Source organism: Pseudomonas sp. 5.2 (assembly GCF_059025405.1).
The window spans coordinates 47,736-63,379 of record NZ_JBYBHH010000014.1; the positions used below are offsets into that span (position 1 = coordinate 47,736).

Annotated in this window: 13 protein-coding genes; 8 read left to right on the plus strand and 5 right to left on the minus strand. The window is 57.5% G+C overall.

What is annotated here, in order from left to right; all coding sequences use genetic code 11:
- The first annotated feature begins 353 nt into the window (after nucleotides 1-353).
- Entirely contained in the window at nucleotides 354-1,232 is an 879-nt protein-coding gene (locus AC5PZ0_RS20435; protein ID WP_493855631.1) for a dCTP deaminase, read from the plus strand.
- Nucleotides 1,229-2,002 (plus strand): FAD-dependent thymidylate synthase, encoded by a 774-nt coding sequence (thyX, locus tag AC5PZ0_RS20440; protein ID WP_275748645.1) that lies wholly within the window; start codon nucleotides 1,229-1,231, stop codon nucleotides 2,000-2,002. Before AC5PZ0_RS20435 ends, thyX begins: the two co-directional genes overlap by 4 nt.
- 202 nt (nucleotides 2,003-2,204) lie before the next feature.
- Here the strand turns inward: thyX and AC5PZ0_RS20445 are convergent, their stop codons facing one another.
- A complete protein-coding gene (locus AC5PZ0_RS20445; protein WP_493855632.1) occupies nucleotides 2,205-2,783 on the minus strand; it encodes a hypothetical protein in 579 nt (192 codons plus the stop codon).
- 3 nt (nucleotides 2,784-2,786) lie between these two features.
- The gene (locus AC5PZ0_RS20450; RefSeq protein WP_493855633.1) at nucleotides 2,787-4,085 is read right to left on the minus strand and encodes a hypothetical protein; all 1,299 of its coding nucleotides are present in this window, start codon (nucleotides 4,083-4,085) and stop codon (nucleotides 2,787-2,789) included.
- Between the two features lie 502 nt (nucleotides 4,086-4,587).
- Between AC5PZ0_RS20450 and AC5PZ0_RS20455 the strand changes: the two genes are divergently transcribed.
- On the plus strand, nucleotides 4,588-4,794 hold the full coding sequence (locus AC5PZ0_RS20455; RefSeq protein WP_493855634.1) for a DUF3079 domain-containing protein: 207 nt from the start codon (nucleotides 4,588-4,590) through the stop codon (nucleotides 4,792-4,794).
- A 66-nt stretch (nucleotides 4,795-4,860) separates the two neighbouring features.
- Here AC5PZ0_RS20455 and AC5PZ0_RS20460 read toward each other — a convergent pair whose 3' ends face one another.
- On the minus strand, nucleotides 4,861-7,158 hold the full coding sequence (locus tag AC5PZ0_RS20460) for a TonB-dependent siderophore receptor (protein ID WP_027595216.1): 2,298 nt from the start codon (nucleotides 7,156-7,158) through the stop codon (nucleotides 4,861-4,863).
- Between the two features lie 140 nt (nucleotides 7,159-7,298).
- Between AC5PZ0_RS20460 and AC5PZ0_RS20465 the strand changes: the two genes are divergently transcribed.
- The 3 genes from AC5PZ0_RS20465 to AC5PZ0_RS20475 all read left to right on the plus strand — a co-directional run bounded on the left by AC5PZ0_RS20465 (nucleotide 7,299) and on the right by AC5PZ0_RS20475 (nucleotide 11,186).
- Entirely contained in the window at nucleotides 7,299-8,018 is a 720-nt protein-coding gene (locus AC5PZ0_RS20465) for a response regulator (protein WP_027595215.1), read from the plus strand.
- A gap of 1 nt (nucleotide 8,019) precedes the next feature.
- Nucleotides 8,020-9,387 carry an ATP-binding protein gene (locus AC5PZ0_RS20470; RefSeq protein ID WP_493855635.1) on the plus strand — a complete coding sequence of 456 codons (1,368 nt, stop codon included), beginning with the start codon at nucleotides 8,020-8,022 and terminating at the stop codon, nucleotides 9,385-9,387.
- 128 nt (nucleotides 9,388-9,515) lie between these two features.
- On the plus strand, nucleotides 9,516-11,186 hold the full coding sequence (locus AC5PZ0_RS20475) for an FMN-binding glutamate synthase family protein (RefSeq protein WP_493855636.1): 1,671 nt from the start codon (nucleotides 9,516-9,518) through the stop codon (nucleotides 11,184-11,186).
- A gap of 136 nt (nucleotides 11,187-11,322) precedes the next feature.
- Here the strand turns inward: AC5PZ0_RS20475 and AC5PZ0_RS20480 are convergent, their stop codons facing one another.
- On the minus strand, nucleotides 11,323-12,642 hold the full coding sequence (locus AC5PZ0_RS20480) for an OprD family porin (protein WP_027595212.1): 1,320 nt from the start codon (nucleotides 12,640-12,642) through the stop codon (nucleotides 11,323-11,325).
- Between the two features lie 192 nt (nucleotides 12,643-12,834).
- On the opposite strand from AC5PZ0_RS20480, the gene AC5PZ0_RS20485 reads away from it, so the two are divergent.
- Together AC5PZ0_RS20485 and AC5PZ0_RS20490 are read left to right on the plus strand one after the other, a co-directional pair.
- Entirely contained in the window at nucleotides 12,835-13,011 is a 177-nt protein-coding gene (locus AC5PZ0_RS20485) for a hypothetical protein (protein ID WP_493855637.1), read from the plus strand.
- A 100-nt stretch (nucleotides 13,012-13,111) separates the two neighbouring features.
- Nucleotides 13,112-15,196, plus strand: a complete 2,085-nt coding sequence (locus AC5PZ0_RS20490; protein ID WP_186703132.1) for a TonB-dependent receptor — start codon at nucleotides 13,112-13,114, stop codon at nucleotides 15,194-15,196.
- A 117-nt stretch (nucleotides 15,197-15,313) separates the two neighbouring features.
- Here AC5PZ0_RS20490 and AC5PZ0_RS20495 read toward each other — a convergent pair whose 3' ends face one another.
- Nucleotides 15,314-15,511, minus strand: a complete 198-nt coding sequence (locus AC5PZ0_RS20495; RefSeq protein WP_027595210.1) for a hypothetical protein — start codon at nucleotides 15,509-15,511, stop codon at nucleotides 15,314-15,316.
- Nucleotides 15,512-15,644 lie beyond the last annotated feature (133 nt).

Below are 15,644 nucleotides of genomic sequence, written 5' to 3' on the forward strand. Positions count from 1 at the left end.
TCGCATTGCTGCTTGCACGTGACTCAGGATTTCGCGGCACTGGTCTCGTCAGCCAATGCAGCCTCCCCCCGCCCACCGGCAACGGTGCTCAGGAGGCCAGATCATGAGATGCCCTTGCTCCCGGACGTAAGGAGCCGCCAGCCCCCCGTAGAGGACATTCCCGACAGGTCGCAGGGGCCTTGATCCCTGATAACACTCAGCATTCTTGGCGGAATGACGTGGGGAATAGGTTTGGGACTTCGGCAAAACAGACCGGCCTGGATGACGTACGGGGCGGGCGCTGTGAGCCTTTTGAAAAATTCAACATTCACTTACTATAAGAGTACCTTGAGCTATTTCTTTGGAGACCTGGTTTGCTATTAACTGACGCTGAGATCCGAACAGCCGTACTCTCCGGAGAAATAGATTTCGGCCGTCTTTTCGATCACCGGCAGATCCAATCCGCTTCTATCGATCTGACTTCCGGAAAAATATATATCCCGGACAAAATAAAAGAAATAAACAAAGTCCAGAACTTCTCCGACCTAGCGATACACCAGTGCAGTATAGGAGCAGGGGAAGCGATAATTATCGAACTATCTGAAAACATACAGTTAAGCAAAGACATCGGAGGCATTCTCCTCCCTCCAAACTCTTTGACTAAGAATGGCATCATCATGACCAACCCAGGTCATATCGATCCAGGTTATAGCGGAAAACTCACGGTTTGTCTCATTAACATGGGTAAAGACGCAATTCCAATGGAGTCAAGCTCTGTCGTAGCAACTCTGCTCCTGTTCAGGCTAAATGCTCCTTCCTCTGGCTATCAAAAAGGGCCAGGCACCGGTGCAAACCTAACGCAGCTATCTAAACTTTCAAAAGATTTCGCAAACATTTCAGAAAGGTCGTACGACGATATCAAGCGAGTAATATGGAGACATTTCATCGCTGCGCTGGGACTCTTGTCGTTAGCTTTCGCAATTCTAGCGATCGCTGTACCGAGTTTACTTCCATTTGCAGCAGGCCTTCTAGAAAATAGACACAGCGAATCAAAAAATGGCGAAGCCATCAAAAAGTTGGAAGAACAGATAAAAACTCTGCAAAGCCAGCTAGAAAAAAAGCCGTCCGTAATTGATGCACCTGCACCTGCACCTGCACCTGCACCTGCACCTGCACCTGCACCTGCACCTGCACCTGCACCTGCACCTGCACCTGCACCTGCACCTGCACCTGACCATAAGGAGACAGAATGAAAGTCTCAAGTCCTATTGTGAGATGCGTTGCAAAAAGCTCTATTGACTTTGACGCGATTCAAGAATTCTTAGATTCTGAAAAAATGGTGTGGCAAAGAACGACTGACTCTAAAAGCAGCGATGACTTAGTCGAATTCTCAGGGCGAATTTGCTATATGTCTTTTGGTCAACGTCAATCGCCGAGAAGCAATCAGGAATACATACTCAACCTCATTGATAGCGGGCATGGCAGTGTGCTCGAGCATGCAAGTTGGACTTTCATCGTATCAGGTGTATCACGGGGTTTTACCCATCAACTTGTGCGACATCGCGCTGGCTTTTCGTATAGTCAGCTTTCACAGCAGTATTACGACGAGTCTGACGCGGACTTTGTTGCGCCTCCATCACTAAAAAAAGATTCTCCTTTATATAAAAAATGGCTTGATGCAATGCATTCATCAGTCGAGCTATATAGAGAACTCATCGCGAGCGCAAAGAAATTATCCATAAGCAACAGCTTTTCCAACAAAGAAAAGTTACGAGAACTCAGAACAACTGCAAGATCAATTCTCCCAAACGCCATTGAAACAAAATTAGTATTTACGGCAAACGCCAGAGCACTGAGGAACTTCCTAATTACGAGAGGGGCAATCGAGGGTGACTGGGAGATGCGGGATGTGTCAACTCAAATCCTAAAAATTGTCAAGCAAGACGCACCTTCGCTTTTCCAAGACTTTGAAACAATAAAATTAAGCGACGGAAGCAGTTCTGTCATAAAAAAGACCATATAGCCACGCCAGAACAAACCTTAGGCGACTTAATGCACTTTAAGTCGCTAGACCTCGACGCATCATATCAAACTATAAGCTTTATCGGGATCCAGAAAATGGGGGCTGATTTATCTTCCGAAACATAAATCAGTCCATTTTTGTTTTTGATCAAAAATCTAAACAACACCGAAAGCCGCCCCCCTGCAACTACAAACGGCAGTAGTTAATTCCGCATCTTCATGTCTGCTCTATAAAAATTATCCCTCGGGAAAACAGAAACGTACTCAGACTCTTCGGTCTCGTAGCGCACCCAAATATTATCCACGCTTTTATAAATGAGACATCCCGTCTGGCTGTCCTTGTCGTTTACATGAACGACCACAAAATTGCACCCATTAGTGACAGCAACCTCGCCACCACTTTTCATTGCCGAATTGAAAAGATAGTTAGAAAACCACACTATCCCAATCAGCAAAAAAATCCCTTTCAACTGCGAACAGGCGAGCAATAAATTTTCAGCCCTTGCAGATGCAATCTTCTTCAAATACAACGTACCCAATAACGCCGACAGCACACTAGCGACAACAAAAAATAAAAGCGGATACGCAACAGGGCTTACAACCTTGATTATTTCTCTACCACCCTCAAAGAAAATTTGATCCACAGCAACATCAACGAACGCGGGGTCTACTCTCACGCTTCGAAAGTAACCATTAAAATAGCCTCTTCCTGAAGCATATGTAATAGCCGTCAGTAAGAATGCACCACCTACGAATTCTAAAATTCCGTTTCTCACTGCCACCCCCTATTCCAAGTCAAGGCGGAACTGCTCGCCCGTTCCGCTGGAATGTTGTTTGGGCCCCATGGTTTTTTCTGAACCACTTTCAATATCTATTTGTGGCGAGAAGGAAATAGACGGCAATGCGCTATCGGCGTTAGCTAATTTTAGATCAAGGCTAGAGGTCAAACTTGTAACCCCTTTCTTGCCCATAATCTGCTTATACTCCTCAAGCATTTTATCTGTTTTATCCCTATCAGCAGGCTTTGCAGTTCGCTCCTGGGACATATCATCTTGTTTAAGAGTTGATACTATCTCTTCAGAGAGACTAGTCAGCGCATCAGACCCACCTTGACACCCAGTCAAGCCGAAGGCTAGTAAAGAAGCTAAGACCCGAGCATAGACCTCTGGTTTCACTCCATTCAACACCTGAACTGCGTGATGAAAGTAACCAGGCGACATAACTTCAGCCTGCGAGGTCAATCTTTCTTGGAAGTCGGTCCCATGCAAGCTGTCCTCTAGCAATCTCGCCAAGTCAAAACCCGGCATAGTTGGTTTCAGCAGAGCATCTGTCGTCAATTGCGTGCAAACTACGAAATCAAGCAACTTGCACATACTTCGAGTGCCAATGGGGCCAATTTTTGCAACGCGATTAGAGAAATAAACCACATTTGAACGAACAAAAATAGGATAAATCAAGCAATATATTTTATCCCAATACTCGTCCAAGCTGGAAACCGTATTCCTAGCTAAGAGAGGCTTCTTTAATCCGGCACTAAGAAGCTCCCGTGCAATTGGCTTACCCCAAGCAACATTCCTGCGTAGCTTAGACTCTAAATACTCAACCTTCGGCTCTTTTGAGCCTCGGTATATTTTATTAACCAACACAGTCTCATCAATGTAAGACTCTGACGTGAATTGTCCGATAGCTATATGGGTCTTACATAAAGTAACGACCAGATCACCCACGCACATTTGTTGCGCAAATTTATTCACCTGCGCTTCGCGGTTGGCTAGAGACATTTTGCTTTCGAAATACTCTTCCTCGGCCAACTCAACATCTTGCTCTAGCTCAGTGCTGGTGTCATCGAGTTTTTTCAGTACTGCTAAAGGTGAATCAAAGAAGCTATCAGATTCAGCTTCCAGATACCTACGCAAAATCTCTCTAGAAGGAATTTCGTCAAGCGCGTGTTTTTTGATTAGCTTGTCGATATGAGCGATTGCAACAACGCCGTGCTTCAGGAAATTCTGAAAATGCTTTCCGCCGGAAGCCCTAACCAACCATATCCGCTGTCCCTCAGGGTATACAAAGACTTTCGGAAGCACCTTCAATTCCCTCTGCAATATCAGAATGATGGCTCAGTATAATTTTCACGCCATCCGAAATGCAACAAAAAACACTCATGGTGTTTAAGCGCTCTTATAGCGCAAACTTAATACTGCAGGGAACACTTATACGCCGAGTGCAAAAACATCTACTACTAGATACTCAACCGCCCTTTGTTAGGCCCAACCCGGAGTATCACTCACCAGTTAAAAAACGGAAATAATCGCAACGGATAGCTTTAGAGATAGAATCAAAAAAATAACATCACAGAAAAATATTTATTTTCAGTTATTTACGAGCTTTTTCGACTCCTGGTGCCGCACCGTACGCAGTATCAAAAAAGGCTCACCGAAAGGTGGGCCTTTTTTGCTTGTGCCATCACTGAAACGGTAATGTGAAAGCCCCACCGCAAGACCCCACCCCACCTTGATCTCAATCAAAACCCAAACCACCAAACCGCATAGCGTGAAATCAGCCCCCACTTTCCGAGGACTGAACACCTTGCCCAAAAAATTCCCCACCCACCCCAGCCACCCCGAGCGCATCTGCTGGGGCTGCGACCTCTATTGCCCAGCCAAGGCACTGGCCTGTGGCAATGGGTCAGATCGGACCATGCATCCAGTGGAGTTGTTCGGCGAGGACTGGGACAGGTTTGAGGACCGGTTGGATAAGCCGATTGATGATGTATCGGGGGTGCAATGCAGTTGATTGTGGGTGGGAAAGGGGCCGCTTTGCGGCCCATTCGCAGCACAAGGCTGCTCCTACAGGGGGGCGTCAGAATGACGTGCTGAGCGTCAGCGACAGATTGCGGGGGTCGCCATAGATTGCCCCGGCATAGAAGCCGTAGCGGGTGTAGTAATGCTTGTCGAACAGGTTATTGGCATTGAGGCTAACGCTGGTCTCGTCAGTCAGCTGGTACTTGGCCATGGCATTCCAAATCGCATACCCCGACCAGTTGACGTCGGTCGAGCCTGCGCTTACGCCATTAGTGGGCTGGCCTGCGGGGCTGGATACCGCGCGGATGTTGCTCTGCGCGGTAACCCCTGCGCCAAGCGTCAGGCGGTCCAGTGGGCCGGACAGGCGATAGGTGGTGGAGGCCTTGAACAGGTGTGATGGGTCGCTGCGGCCGTCGCTGTCGATGCGGCGGAAGTGCAGGTAGGTGTAGCCGGCGTAGACGTTCCAGCTGGGGGTCAGTGCGCCGGCGATTTCCAGGTCGATGCCGTCGGTTTCCTGGCCGGAACCGGCCTTGTAGGCGTCGTTACCAGTGGGAGTGGTCAGGTCGCCGTCCAGCACGGCTTTGTTTTCCTGCTTGGTGCGGAAGTACGCGGCCGAGGCATTCAGGCGGCCATCGAACCACTCGCCTTTGATGCCGGTTTCGTAGCTTTGGCCGCGAATGGGTTCGACTTTGCTGCCGCTGCTGGTCTCGGCGGTTTGTGGGGTGAAGATGTCGGTGTAGCTGGCGTACAGCGAGTAGGTGTCGTTGAGGTCGTAAATAGCCCCCAGGTAGGGGGTGACGATGCCGTTTTCTTCCTGGCTGGTGCGCACGCCGGCGTTGCTGCGGGTAATGGCCGAGTAGTTGCTGGTACGCACGCCGACGATCACCGACAGTGGGTCGGTGATGCTCAGGCGGGTCGCTGCGTACATGCCTTGCAGGCGGGTGGTGGTTTTGCTGTGGCGGCCGGTGCGCGAGGCGAGCATGTCGTAATCGTCATCCACGCCATTGCGCCAGTCGGTCAGCGGGAAGCCGTTGTTGGCGCGGAACTGGCAACCCAGCGCTGCGGCGCTGACTTGGCTGTCGCTGACCATGTTGCAGGTGTATTCCGGCGACCAGGCCACGGTGCGGCTGTCGTTGTAGCCGACCATCGCTTGATGGGTGCGGCCAAACAGCTGGAACGGGCCGGACAGGTCGATTTGCGCAGACTGCTGGGTGGTGTCGCTGGAGCTGTGCAGGCCGTTGAGCACGGCGCCGCTGCCGTCCTGGTCCCAGTAGCCGCCAAAACTGCCGCGCCCGGCCGAGTTGACCTTGGCCAGGCCGCGGTGGTTGAGGGCCTCGGCGGTGCTTTGCGCGGCCTTGAGGTTCAGCGACCAGTCGTTGTCGAAGCGGTGTTCGAGGGAGCCGAAGGCGGTGCGGGTGGTGTACTCGCCAAAGCTCCAGCTCGGCACTACGTTGGTGCTGCGCGGCAGGTCGGTCTTGCTGCCGTCGCCGTACCAGATCGGGATGTTCGCGCCCCAGCCGCCGCCGACGACTTTGTTGTATTCGTACTGGTAGCCGGCGCCCAGGGTGGTGGCGTCGTCGAGGTCGAATTCGAAGTTGGCCAGCGCGGCGCGGGAACGTTCGGACTGGTTGTCGCGGAACGAGTTGGCGTCCTGCTGGGTCATCACGAAGCGCGAACGCAGGCGGCCGTCTTCGGACAGCGGCAGGTTAAGGTCGGCGCCCAGGCGGCGTTTGTCCCAGCTGCCGTAGGTGGCGTAGGCGCTGCCGCCGAAGGTTTTGGTCGGGGCCTTGCGGATCAGGTTGACGGTGGCCGACGGGTCGCCGGTGCCGCCGAGCAGGCCGTTGGCGCCACGGACGATATCGATGCGCTCGTACAGGTCCATGTTCAGCGCATTACCCCCGCCGCTGAAATCGGAGCCACCCTGGAACTGCAGGCCATCGACCTTCCAGTTGGTGATGGAATAACCGCGGGCGCGGTAGTCGGTGCGGCCGCCTACCTCGGCCTTGCTTGCGGTCACGCCTGGCGTGGTTTCCAGCGCCTGCTCGATGGTGTGGATGGCGCGGTCGTCCATCTGCTGGCGGGTAATGGTGGTCACCGACTGCGGTGTTTGACGCGGCGTCAGCTTGAGGCCGGTTGAACTGCGGCTGCTCTCGACCGTGTACCCTAGCTGGCCGGTTTCATCGGCAGGCACCAGCGCGCTGTCTTCGATCTGCGTGGCATCCAGCTCCAGGGGCTGGCTGTCAGCCGCCATCGCTCCACCGCTGATGGCCACGGCAATGAAGAAGGCCAGCGGGTTGAGGCGACTTCCGCCTCGGCTGATGGGAGAGAAGTCGTTCATGATGCTCCGAGGTTTCATTTGGGAAGGTTTCGTATTCGCAGATGATTTTTTGTTACGATTCTAGGGATCCGCCCTTGGGGCTCCAGGCCCGGCTTGTACGGGCTTGTAATCCAACGTAACGAGCGCCATCGGGCCTCATCGAACAGGTGTTTTTTGAAATGAGCACGACCCTGCTGGTTGTCGACGATGACGACGAGATCCGCGAACTTCTCTGCGATTACCTGACCGATGCCGGCTATACCGTGCTAGCGGCCGCTGACGGCGACGGGATGCGCCAGCAACTGGCGCTGCATAAAGTCGAGCTGGTGGTGCTGGACTTGATGCTGCCCGGCGAGGATGGCTTGAGCCTGTGCCGCCAGTTGCAATCGACGCCCGGGCTGGCGGTGATCATGTTGTCGGCCAAAGGCAGCACGCTGGACCGCATCATTGGCCTGGAAGTGGGCGCGGACGATTACCTGGCCAAACCCTTCGAGCCACGCGAGCTGATTGCCCGGATAAAAGCGGTATTGCGCCGCCCGCAGCGCCTGGATACGCCGGTTGCAAAGCCCGCGGTGGAAGCGCAGCAGTTCGCTGGGTTTCGCCTCGACCACGTCAAACGCCTACTCACCCGCCCTGACGGCGAAACGCTGACCCTGCCCCGCTCCGACCACCGCGTATTGCGCGAGCTGCTGGAGGCCAACAACCGCGTGGTGTCCCGCGATCAGCTGACCCGCAGTGCGTTCGGCCGTGACCACCTGCCTGACGACCGCTCGGTGGACATGTGCGTCAGCCGCCTGCGCCAGCAATTGCGGCGCGCCCCGGGCGGCGCAGCGCAGATCCTTACCATCCGCAACGAAGGCTACTTGCTGAGCCTTGCGCGCAGCGAGGCTGATGCCTGACATGCGCTGGCTTCGCCGGCTGTGGCCGCGCACGCTGTTTGGCCAACTGCTGCTGATCATGGTCAGCGGCACCGTGGTGATCCAGTTGATGTCGAGCAGCATCTGGTTCGATGTGCGTTTCGCCCAGGTGCTTGAGGCCCCTGTTCGGCTGATTGCCGCCCGCAGCGCGCCGCTGATTGCCAGTGCCAATTGCCATGGCAGCCCGATGCAGGCACCTGCCCACTATCAGTTGCGCTGTGCCGAAAACCTGCCCGCGGCGGAACACGACGAACGCAGAGGGCGCAAGCGTATCGAGCTGCTGCTGCAACAGGCCCTCAAGTACGAGCTTGGCCACGCCCAGGAGGTGCGCCTGCTGAAGGTGCACCTGACCGATGAACTGGGCCAGCCGATTGTCTGGCGCAGCCTGTTCGGTTTGCGCACGGCGCAGGCACATATCGCGTTTGCCGTGCCGCTGGCCGATGGGCATTGGCTGACCATCGATGGCCAGGAGCTGCAGGGCTGGAGCGGCGAGTCCGCCTGGGTGTTGATCAGCGATTACCTGCTGCGGGTGTATGCCCTGCGCATCGTCGCTGTGCTGTTGGTGTGCCTGGTGGCCGTGCGCCTGTGCTTGCGCCCGTTGCGGCGCCTGGCGGATGCCGCGCGCGGCCTGGGCAGCAACCTGGAACAGCCGCCTTTGGCGCTGGACGGGCCGGAAGAAGTGCGCCAGGCCGCCCAGGCCTTCAACGCGATGCAGCAGCGGTTGATTGCGATGGTCAACGACAAGGCCTACTTCCTGGCTGCCGTGTCCCACGACTTGCGCACCCCACTGACCCGCATGCGCCTGCGCCTGGAGCGCTTGCCGGACGACGAGCATCGCCAGCGCCTGCGGCAGAACATCACGCAGATGGACGACATGATTGGCCAAGTGCTCGATTACCTGCGGGCCGGGGAGCAGCAGAATCTGCAACAGGTGGACCTGGACCGGCTGGTGGCGCGGCAGTGTGCCGACTTGTCCACAGCCCGCGAGCCCCTGCCGGTTCATGGCCAGGGCGGCAGTTTGCGGGTTGATGCGCTGCTGCTGCAGCGTTGCCTGCAGAATTTGCTGGTCAATGCCTTGCGCTATGCCAAGGAGGTTTCGGTCACGCTGGAGCGCGCGACCACGGGGGTTTATATCCATGTCGATGACCGAGGGCCGGGGATCGCGCCAGGCTTGCTGGCGACGGTTACCGACCCGTTCGTGCGGGGTGAAGGGTCGCGTAACCAGGCGTCTGGCGGGTATGGCTTGGGGTTGAGTATTGCCCAGCGGATCGCGGCCAGCCATGGCGGCGAGTTGCTGTTGTGCAACCGCGACGACGGTGGGCTGCGGGCCAGCGTGCTGTTACCTCGATAACCTGTCACCGCTCCCACAAAGCGCTGAGCTGGGCACGGGATCAGGTAACAGTGTTTTACCGATTGCCCAGGTTTTCCGCAGCCCGCCATTGCCTATCCTAGGCGGGTCATCCTGCCTGCGATGGACCCATGAAACACTCACTGCCCAGCCGCTACGCCTGCCTTTTCATCTGCCTGTCGTTCACCTGTGCCAGCCTCCCATTACTGCCCCAACATGCCTGGCTCTGGCCATTCACACTGATCACCGCCCTGCTCAGCCTGGTCGGCCTCAATGACCTGCGCCAGAGCCACCACGCGGTGCGGCGCAACTACCCGATCCTGGGCAACATCCGCTACTTGATCGAAACCATCCGCCCAGAAATCCGCCAATACCTGATCGAAGGTGACGACGACAAGCTGCCGTTTTCACGGTCCCAGCGTTCCCTGGTGTATGCACGGGCGAAGAACGAGAGCGCCGAAAAAGCCTTCGGCACGCTCAACGATGCCTACAAACCCGGCTTCGAATTCATCAGCCATTCGATGCTGCCGGTGGCCACGCCCGACCCCGCCTCGTTCCGCATCGCCATTGGCGGGCCGCAGTGCCGGCAACCTTACTCGGCATCGATCTTCAACATCTCGGCCATGAGTTTCGGCGCCCTCAGCGCCAACGCCATCGCGGCGCTCAACCAGGGTGCACGGCTGGGGCGCTTTGCCCATGACACCGGTGAGGGCAGCATCAGCCCCTACCACCGCGAACATGGCGGCGACCTGATCTGGGAGATCGGCAGCGGTTACTTTGGCTGCCGCACCGAAGAAGGCCGTTTCGACCCACAACGCTTCGCCGAGCAAGCCCGCTCGCCGCAAGTGAAGATGATTGAGATAAAGCTCAGCCAAGGCGCCAAGCCCGGCCACGGCGGCATCCTCCCAGGGCACAAAGTCAGCCCGGAAATCGCCGCCACCCGTGGCGTGCGTGAGGGCGAAGACTGTATTTCTCCGGCCGCCCATAGCGCGTTCCGCACGCCGGTCGAACTGCTGCGGTTCGTTGCCAACCTGCGCGAACTGTCGGGGGGTAAGCCGGTGGGTTTCAAGTTCTGCCTGGGCCACCCGTGGGAATTCATGGGCATTGCCAAAGCCATGCTGGCGACGGGAATCACCCCCGACTTTATCGTCGTCGACGGCAAGGAAGGCGGCACCGGTGCGGCGCCACGCGAGTTCAGCGACAACATGGGCGTGCCCATGCGCGAAGGCTTGATGTTCGTGCACAACACCTTGGTCGGCCTGAATTTGCGCTCGAGCATCCGCATTGGCGCGGCGGGCAAGATCGTCAGCGCCTTCGACATCGCCAGTGTGCTGGCCATTGGTGCCGACTGGGTGAACTCGGCGCGCGGCTTCATGTTCGCCATTGGCTGCATTCAGTCGCAGAGCTGCCACACCAACAAATGCCCGACCGGGGTCGCCACCCAGGACCCGCTCCGCCAGCGTGCGTTGGTGGTGCCGGACAAGGCTCAGCGGGTGGCGAGCTTCCACCGCAATACCCTGCATACATTGGCTGAGATGCTTGCGGCGGCGGGCCTGGAGCACCCGTCGGAGCTCAAGCCCAAGCATTTGGCACGGCGTGTCAGCGCCAGCGAGATCGGCTTGTTTTCAGACCTGCATACGTTCCTCAAGCCTGGCGAATTGCTCAGTGGCTCGATTGAAAGCGAGTTTTATGCGCGGATGTGGCGGATGGCGCGCAGCGACAGTTTTGCGCCGGAGACTGGGGAGGGGGTGCTGGTAGCGAAGGCAACTGGCAGGCGCCGTGAGGAAAGCGTCCCAGCTTGATGAGCTGGGGCCGCTTTGCGGCCCTTCGCAGCGCAAGGCTGCTCCTACAACAGGGGCAGCGAGCGCGATGTCCATGTATTTGTAGGAGCAGCCTTGCGCTGCGAAAGGGCTGCAAAGCAGCCCCGAGGCCATGCGATCAGAAGATGCTGATCGGGTACTCGACGAATACGCGGACTTCGTTACCGTCGTCGTTGTAGCCGTTCTGCTGTACGGCATTGTTGGTGCGTACGAACGAGCTGCGCAGCTTGACCGACAGGTCTTTGGCCGGGCCGTCTTGAACCACGTAACGGATCTGGTTGAAGATCTCGCGCTCTTTACCTTCACCGAAACCTTGCGGGTTGGCGACGTTGCGGGTGTTGATGTTGTCACCCACTACGTAGGCCAGCTTGTAGGTCAGGCCCGGTACGCCGTAGGCGCCGAAGTCCAGGCCGTAGCCCAGCTGCCAGGAGCGCTCGTCTTCGGCGTTGAAGTCAGACCAGTACGAGTTGGCCAGGTAGATGGTCGAACCACCGTCACCCACGCCGCCAGCGTTCTGGTAGAAGCCGTAGTTGTAACCGGTGCTGCCGGTGCTGCGCTGGTGAGCGATGGTGAACGAGTGCGCACCGTAGGCGTAGGTCGCCGCCAGGCTCCAGATGGTGTTGGAGTCACCATTGAGCTCGGCCGCTTTGACGAACTTGTTGTTGATGTCCGACTTGTAGCCGTTGAAGTCCAGGGTCAGGGACTGGTCGCTGGCGATCGGGAAGACATAGTTCATGCCCAGGTAGTGCTTCTGCATCACGTCTTCGTTGTCTGCGGTGTACAGCGAAGCGGTGAAGTTGTCGGTGAACTTGTAGCTACCACCGAAGACGTTGATCGACTTCAGGCCACCACCGTCACGACGCTCGGCACTTTTGCGCGCTTCTTGGGTGAAGCGGCCGGCGTTCAGTTCCAGGCCCTGGATTTCTTTGGAAGTAATCAGGGTACCGGTGAAGCTTTCTGGCAGCAGACGGGCGTCGTCGTACTGCAGCACAGGCAGTGCTGGCATCTGGTCACCGTACTTGAGTACGGTGTTGGAGATGCGGAATTTCACGGCTGCGCCGCCACGGGCCAGGTTATGTGGCGAGCTGGCGTTGCCGTCGGCGTTCTTGGTGTCGTGCGGTTTGAAGAAGTCGACGCCGCCACCACCGTTGTGGCCTTTGCCGCCGTCCAAACGCAAGGCGTACAGGCCGAATGCGTCGACGCCGACACCGACGGTGCCCTGGGTGAAACCGGAGGAGAAGTTGGCGATGACGCCTTGGCCCCATTCGATCTGGTCATCGGTACCGTGCTTCTTGTCACGGTTGATGTAGGCGTTGCGCAGCAGAACGTTGGCGTGGCTGTCTTCGATGAAGCCCTTGCTGTCGGCCTGCTCATTGGCCTGGGCCTGGGTCGCGGCGATCATTGCCAGTGCGACCAGGCTGATCCTGGTTTTCAACATGTTGTTTTCCTTATTTCTTAATCAAAAACGCTTCGCAATATGACGCCAGGAACCAACGCCCCTTCGTAGGTTCGACGCTATGCGGATCCAGCCTGAAAGGCTTGCCGGCAATCGCACGGTGGCCTTTTACAGCAGCATGGCCATGTCATGGCCAGCAGGCGTTGGCCGAATCCTAGCGGTGTGCGATTACAAATGTCAAAAAATCGTGAAATGCAGGTTGATATAACCAAAATCACCCAGCCCGCTGGTGCATTTCAATGCCTGTTGGCGCTATCAGTGGGCATTTTTTCTTCTGTCAGAAATGTCGCTTTGACCAACCCGGCAGCTTTCATGGGCGCGGAGCATACAACAGCGGCAGTTACAAAGTGATACATATGTAAAGACAACCCTTTACAAATACCCAAGCAACAGTAAATAGCAAGCATTACCATTCGCACCCTTTCTCACCTGCCACGGTCCGGATGTCTCCATGCTTGTACCCTGCCGCCTCTCCCCGCTGACGCTTGGCCTGTCGCTGCTGTTCAGCGCCAGCCTGGCCACCGCTGCCACCACCACCCTGCCGGAAATGTCAGTGACTGCCGAAGGCGAGCGCGAGGAGGACAACCCGCGGGTCAAGGAAGTCAGTACTGCGACGCGCACCTCGACGCCCGTGCGCTACGTGCCCCAGGCCATCGACACGGTCAAGACCGCCAACGTGCTGGACTACGGCAACAACACCCTGGGCAAGGCACTTGAGGGCATCCCCAACGTCAGCAGCGGCGCCGACACCCGCTTCGACAGCGTGCGCATCCGCGGCTTCGAGGCCAGCAACGACTTCTACCTGGACGGCATTCGCGACGACAGCCAGTACATTCGCGACCTGAACAACATCGAGCGGGTCGAGGTGCTCAAAGGGCCGGCAGCGGTGTTGTATGGCCGCGGCAGCCAGGGTGGCATCGTCAACCGCGTCAGCAAGGCGCCGGAGCACGGCCGCCGTTCGAGCATCGAGGCGCAAGGCGGCAGCGAAGATTTGCGCAGCCTGTACGCCGACCTCAGCGCCGACCCCAGCGATACCATCAGCCTGCGCCTGAACCTGGGCAACCAGGACAACAACAGCTTCCGCGACGGCATCGATGGCAGCCGCCAGCTGTTCGCCCCGTCGATGAGCTGGCAGCTCTCGCCCGACCTGAACTGGCTGGTGCAGTACGAATACAGCCGCTACAACCGCACACCAGACCGCGGTATCCCCGGGGTCAATGGCCGCCCGGCCGACGTCAGCCGCAGCACCACCTACAGCGATACCCAGCGCGACTACATCGATGACCGCGCCCAGTCGCTGCGCTCGCGGCTCAACTACCAGCTGAACGAAACCTGGCAACTGCGCCACACCCTCGGCCTGTTCAAGCTCGACAGCGAGTTCGACAACACCTACGCGACGGGCTACAACGCCAGCACCAACACCGTCACCCGCCAGCGCTGGCAGCAGGACCTGAACACCCGCAACCTGTTCAACAACCTCGAAGCCGAGGGCGACTTCACGACCGTGGGGCTGGAGCACAAGCTGTTGGTGGGCCTGGAGTTCGGCAGCCAACGGCGTGACCCGACCCTGTACACCGCTGCGCCTAATAGTGTGCCCAGCCTGGACGTTGGCAACCCCGACCGCAGCCGGCAGCACACGGGCCCGATGTTGCTGTCGAGCGACAACCACACCGTGGTCCAAAGCCGTGGCCTCTACCTGCAAGACCAGGTCCGCCTGAACGATCAATGGCAGGTGCTCGCCGGCGTGCGTTTCGACCAGTTCGAGGTGGAAACCACCAACAAGGATGGCCTGACCGAGCCGCAGGACAGCAACACCACCAGCCCGCGTCTGGGTGTGGTCTACACGCCGTGGCGCGACCACTCCTTCTACGCATCATGGAGCAAGACCTTCTCGCCAGTGGGCGGTGGCCTGATCGGCATTACCCCTGGCGCGCCGGGCAACACCAATGACACCGGGCCAGAGCTGACCCGTCAGAAGGAGATCGGGGTCAAGAGCGACTGGTTCGACCAGCGCCTCACCACCACCCTCGCCGTGTATGAACTGGAGCTGTACAACCGCCGCACGCGTGACCCGGAGAACCCGGAAATCACCCTGCTCAGCGGCTTGCAACGCTCACGAGGCATCGAGCTGACCGCCACCGGCAATATCGTCGGCAACTGGTACGTGCGCGGGGGCATCGGCCTGCAGGATGCAACCATCGTCAAAGACAACAATAACCAGGAAGGCAACCGCATCAACGACGTGGCCAAGCGTAATGCCAGCCTGTTCGTGACCTGGAAACCGGAATTGGGCTGGTACGCCGAGACCGGCTTGACGTTGGTGGGTGAGCGTTATGCCGACAACCAGAACACCACGGTGTTGCCAGGCTACGGCCGCTGGGATGCGCTGGCCGGCTACCGCACCCACGACTGGGATGTGCGGGCGGCGTTGAACAACATTGCCGACAAAACCTACTACAGCTCAGCGACCAGTGCGGCGCAGATCCAGGTGGGCGACCCGCGGAGCCTGGTGGTGACGAGCACTTACCGCTTCTGATCTTTGGTGGCTGTACCGGCCTCTTCGCAGCACAAGGCTGCGCCTACAGGGATCGCACGCTACCTGTAGGAGCAGCCTTGTGCTGCGAAGGGGCCAGCACCGGTAAAACCGATGAGATCAGTGCCACACCGCCATCAGCGCCTGCATCTCTGCTTCACTGATCAGCCCTTGCGGGTATCGCCCGGCAAGCAAACGTCGTGGGTCGGTCGTCCTGACCTGGATGTTTCCATGGTGCTTCAACCACTGCGCCAACAGCTTGAGCGATGGGTGGTTAACGGCCGATGGGCACAAAGCCGACTCACTTGCTGCGTTCATTTCCACACGTACTCCTTTGCCCGTGAGCGGCTAATTTACGTAGGCATTGTTACAGATCAGAGAGCCCGACCCATTCGAGCTATCTAATTGAAAAACAATACAAAACGTATGCCACTCAGGCGGCCGGACGTCG

Coding starts and splice junctions, on each gene's coding strand:
- thyX (WP_275748645.1), top strand. CDS start 1,229: ATGAAAGTCTCAAGTCCTATTGTGAGATGCGTTGCAAAAAGCTCTATT.
- AC5PZ0_RS20460 (WP_027595216.1), bottom strand. CDS start 7,158: ATGAAACCTCGGAGCATCATGAACGACTTCTCTCCCATCAGCCGAGGC.
- AC5PZ0_RS20465 (WP_027595215.1), top strand. CDS start 7,299: ATGAGCACGACCCTGCTGGTTGTCGACGATGACGACGAGATCCGCGAA.
- AC5PZ0_RS20470 (WP_493855635.1), top strand. CDS start 8,020: ATGCGCTGGCTTCGCCGGCTGTGGCCGCGCACGCTGTTTGGCCAACTG.
- AC5PZ0_RS20475 (WP_493855636.1), top strand. CDS start 9,516: ATGAAACACTCACTGCCCAGCCGCTACGCCTGCCTTTTCATCTGCCTG.
- AC5PZ0_RS20480 (WP_027595212.1), bottom strand. CDS start 12,642: ATGTTGAAAACCAGGATCAGCCTGGTCGCACTGGCAATGATCGCCGCG.
- AC5PZ0_RS20485 (WP_493855637.1), top strand. CDS start 12,835: ATGTCAAAAAATCGTGAAATGCAGGTTGATATAACCAAAATCACCCAG.
- AC5PZ0_RS20490 (WP_186703132.1), top strand. CDS start 13,112: ATGCTTGTACCCTGCCGCCTCTCCCCGCTGACGCTTGGCCTGTCGCTG.
- AC5PZ0_RS20495 (WP_027595210.1), bottom strand. CDS start 15,511: ATGAACGCAGCAAGTGAGTCGGCTTTGTGCCCATCGGCCGTTAACCAC.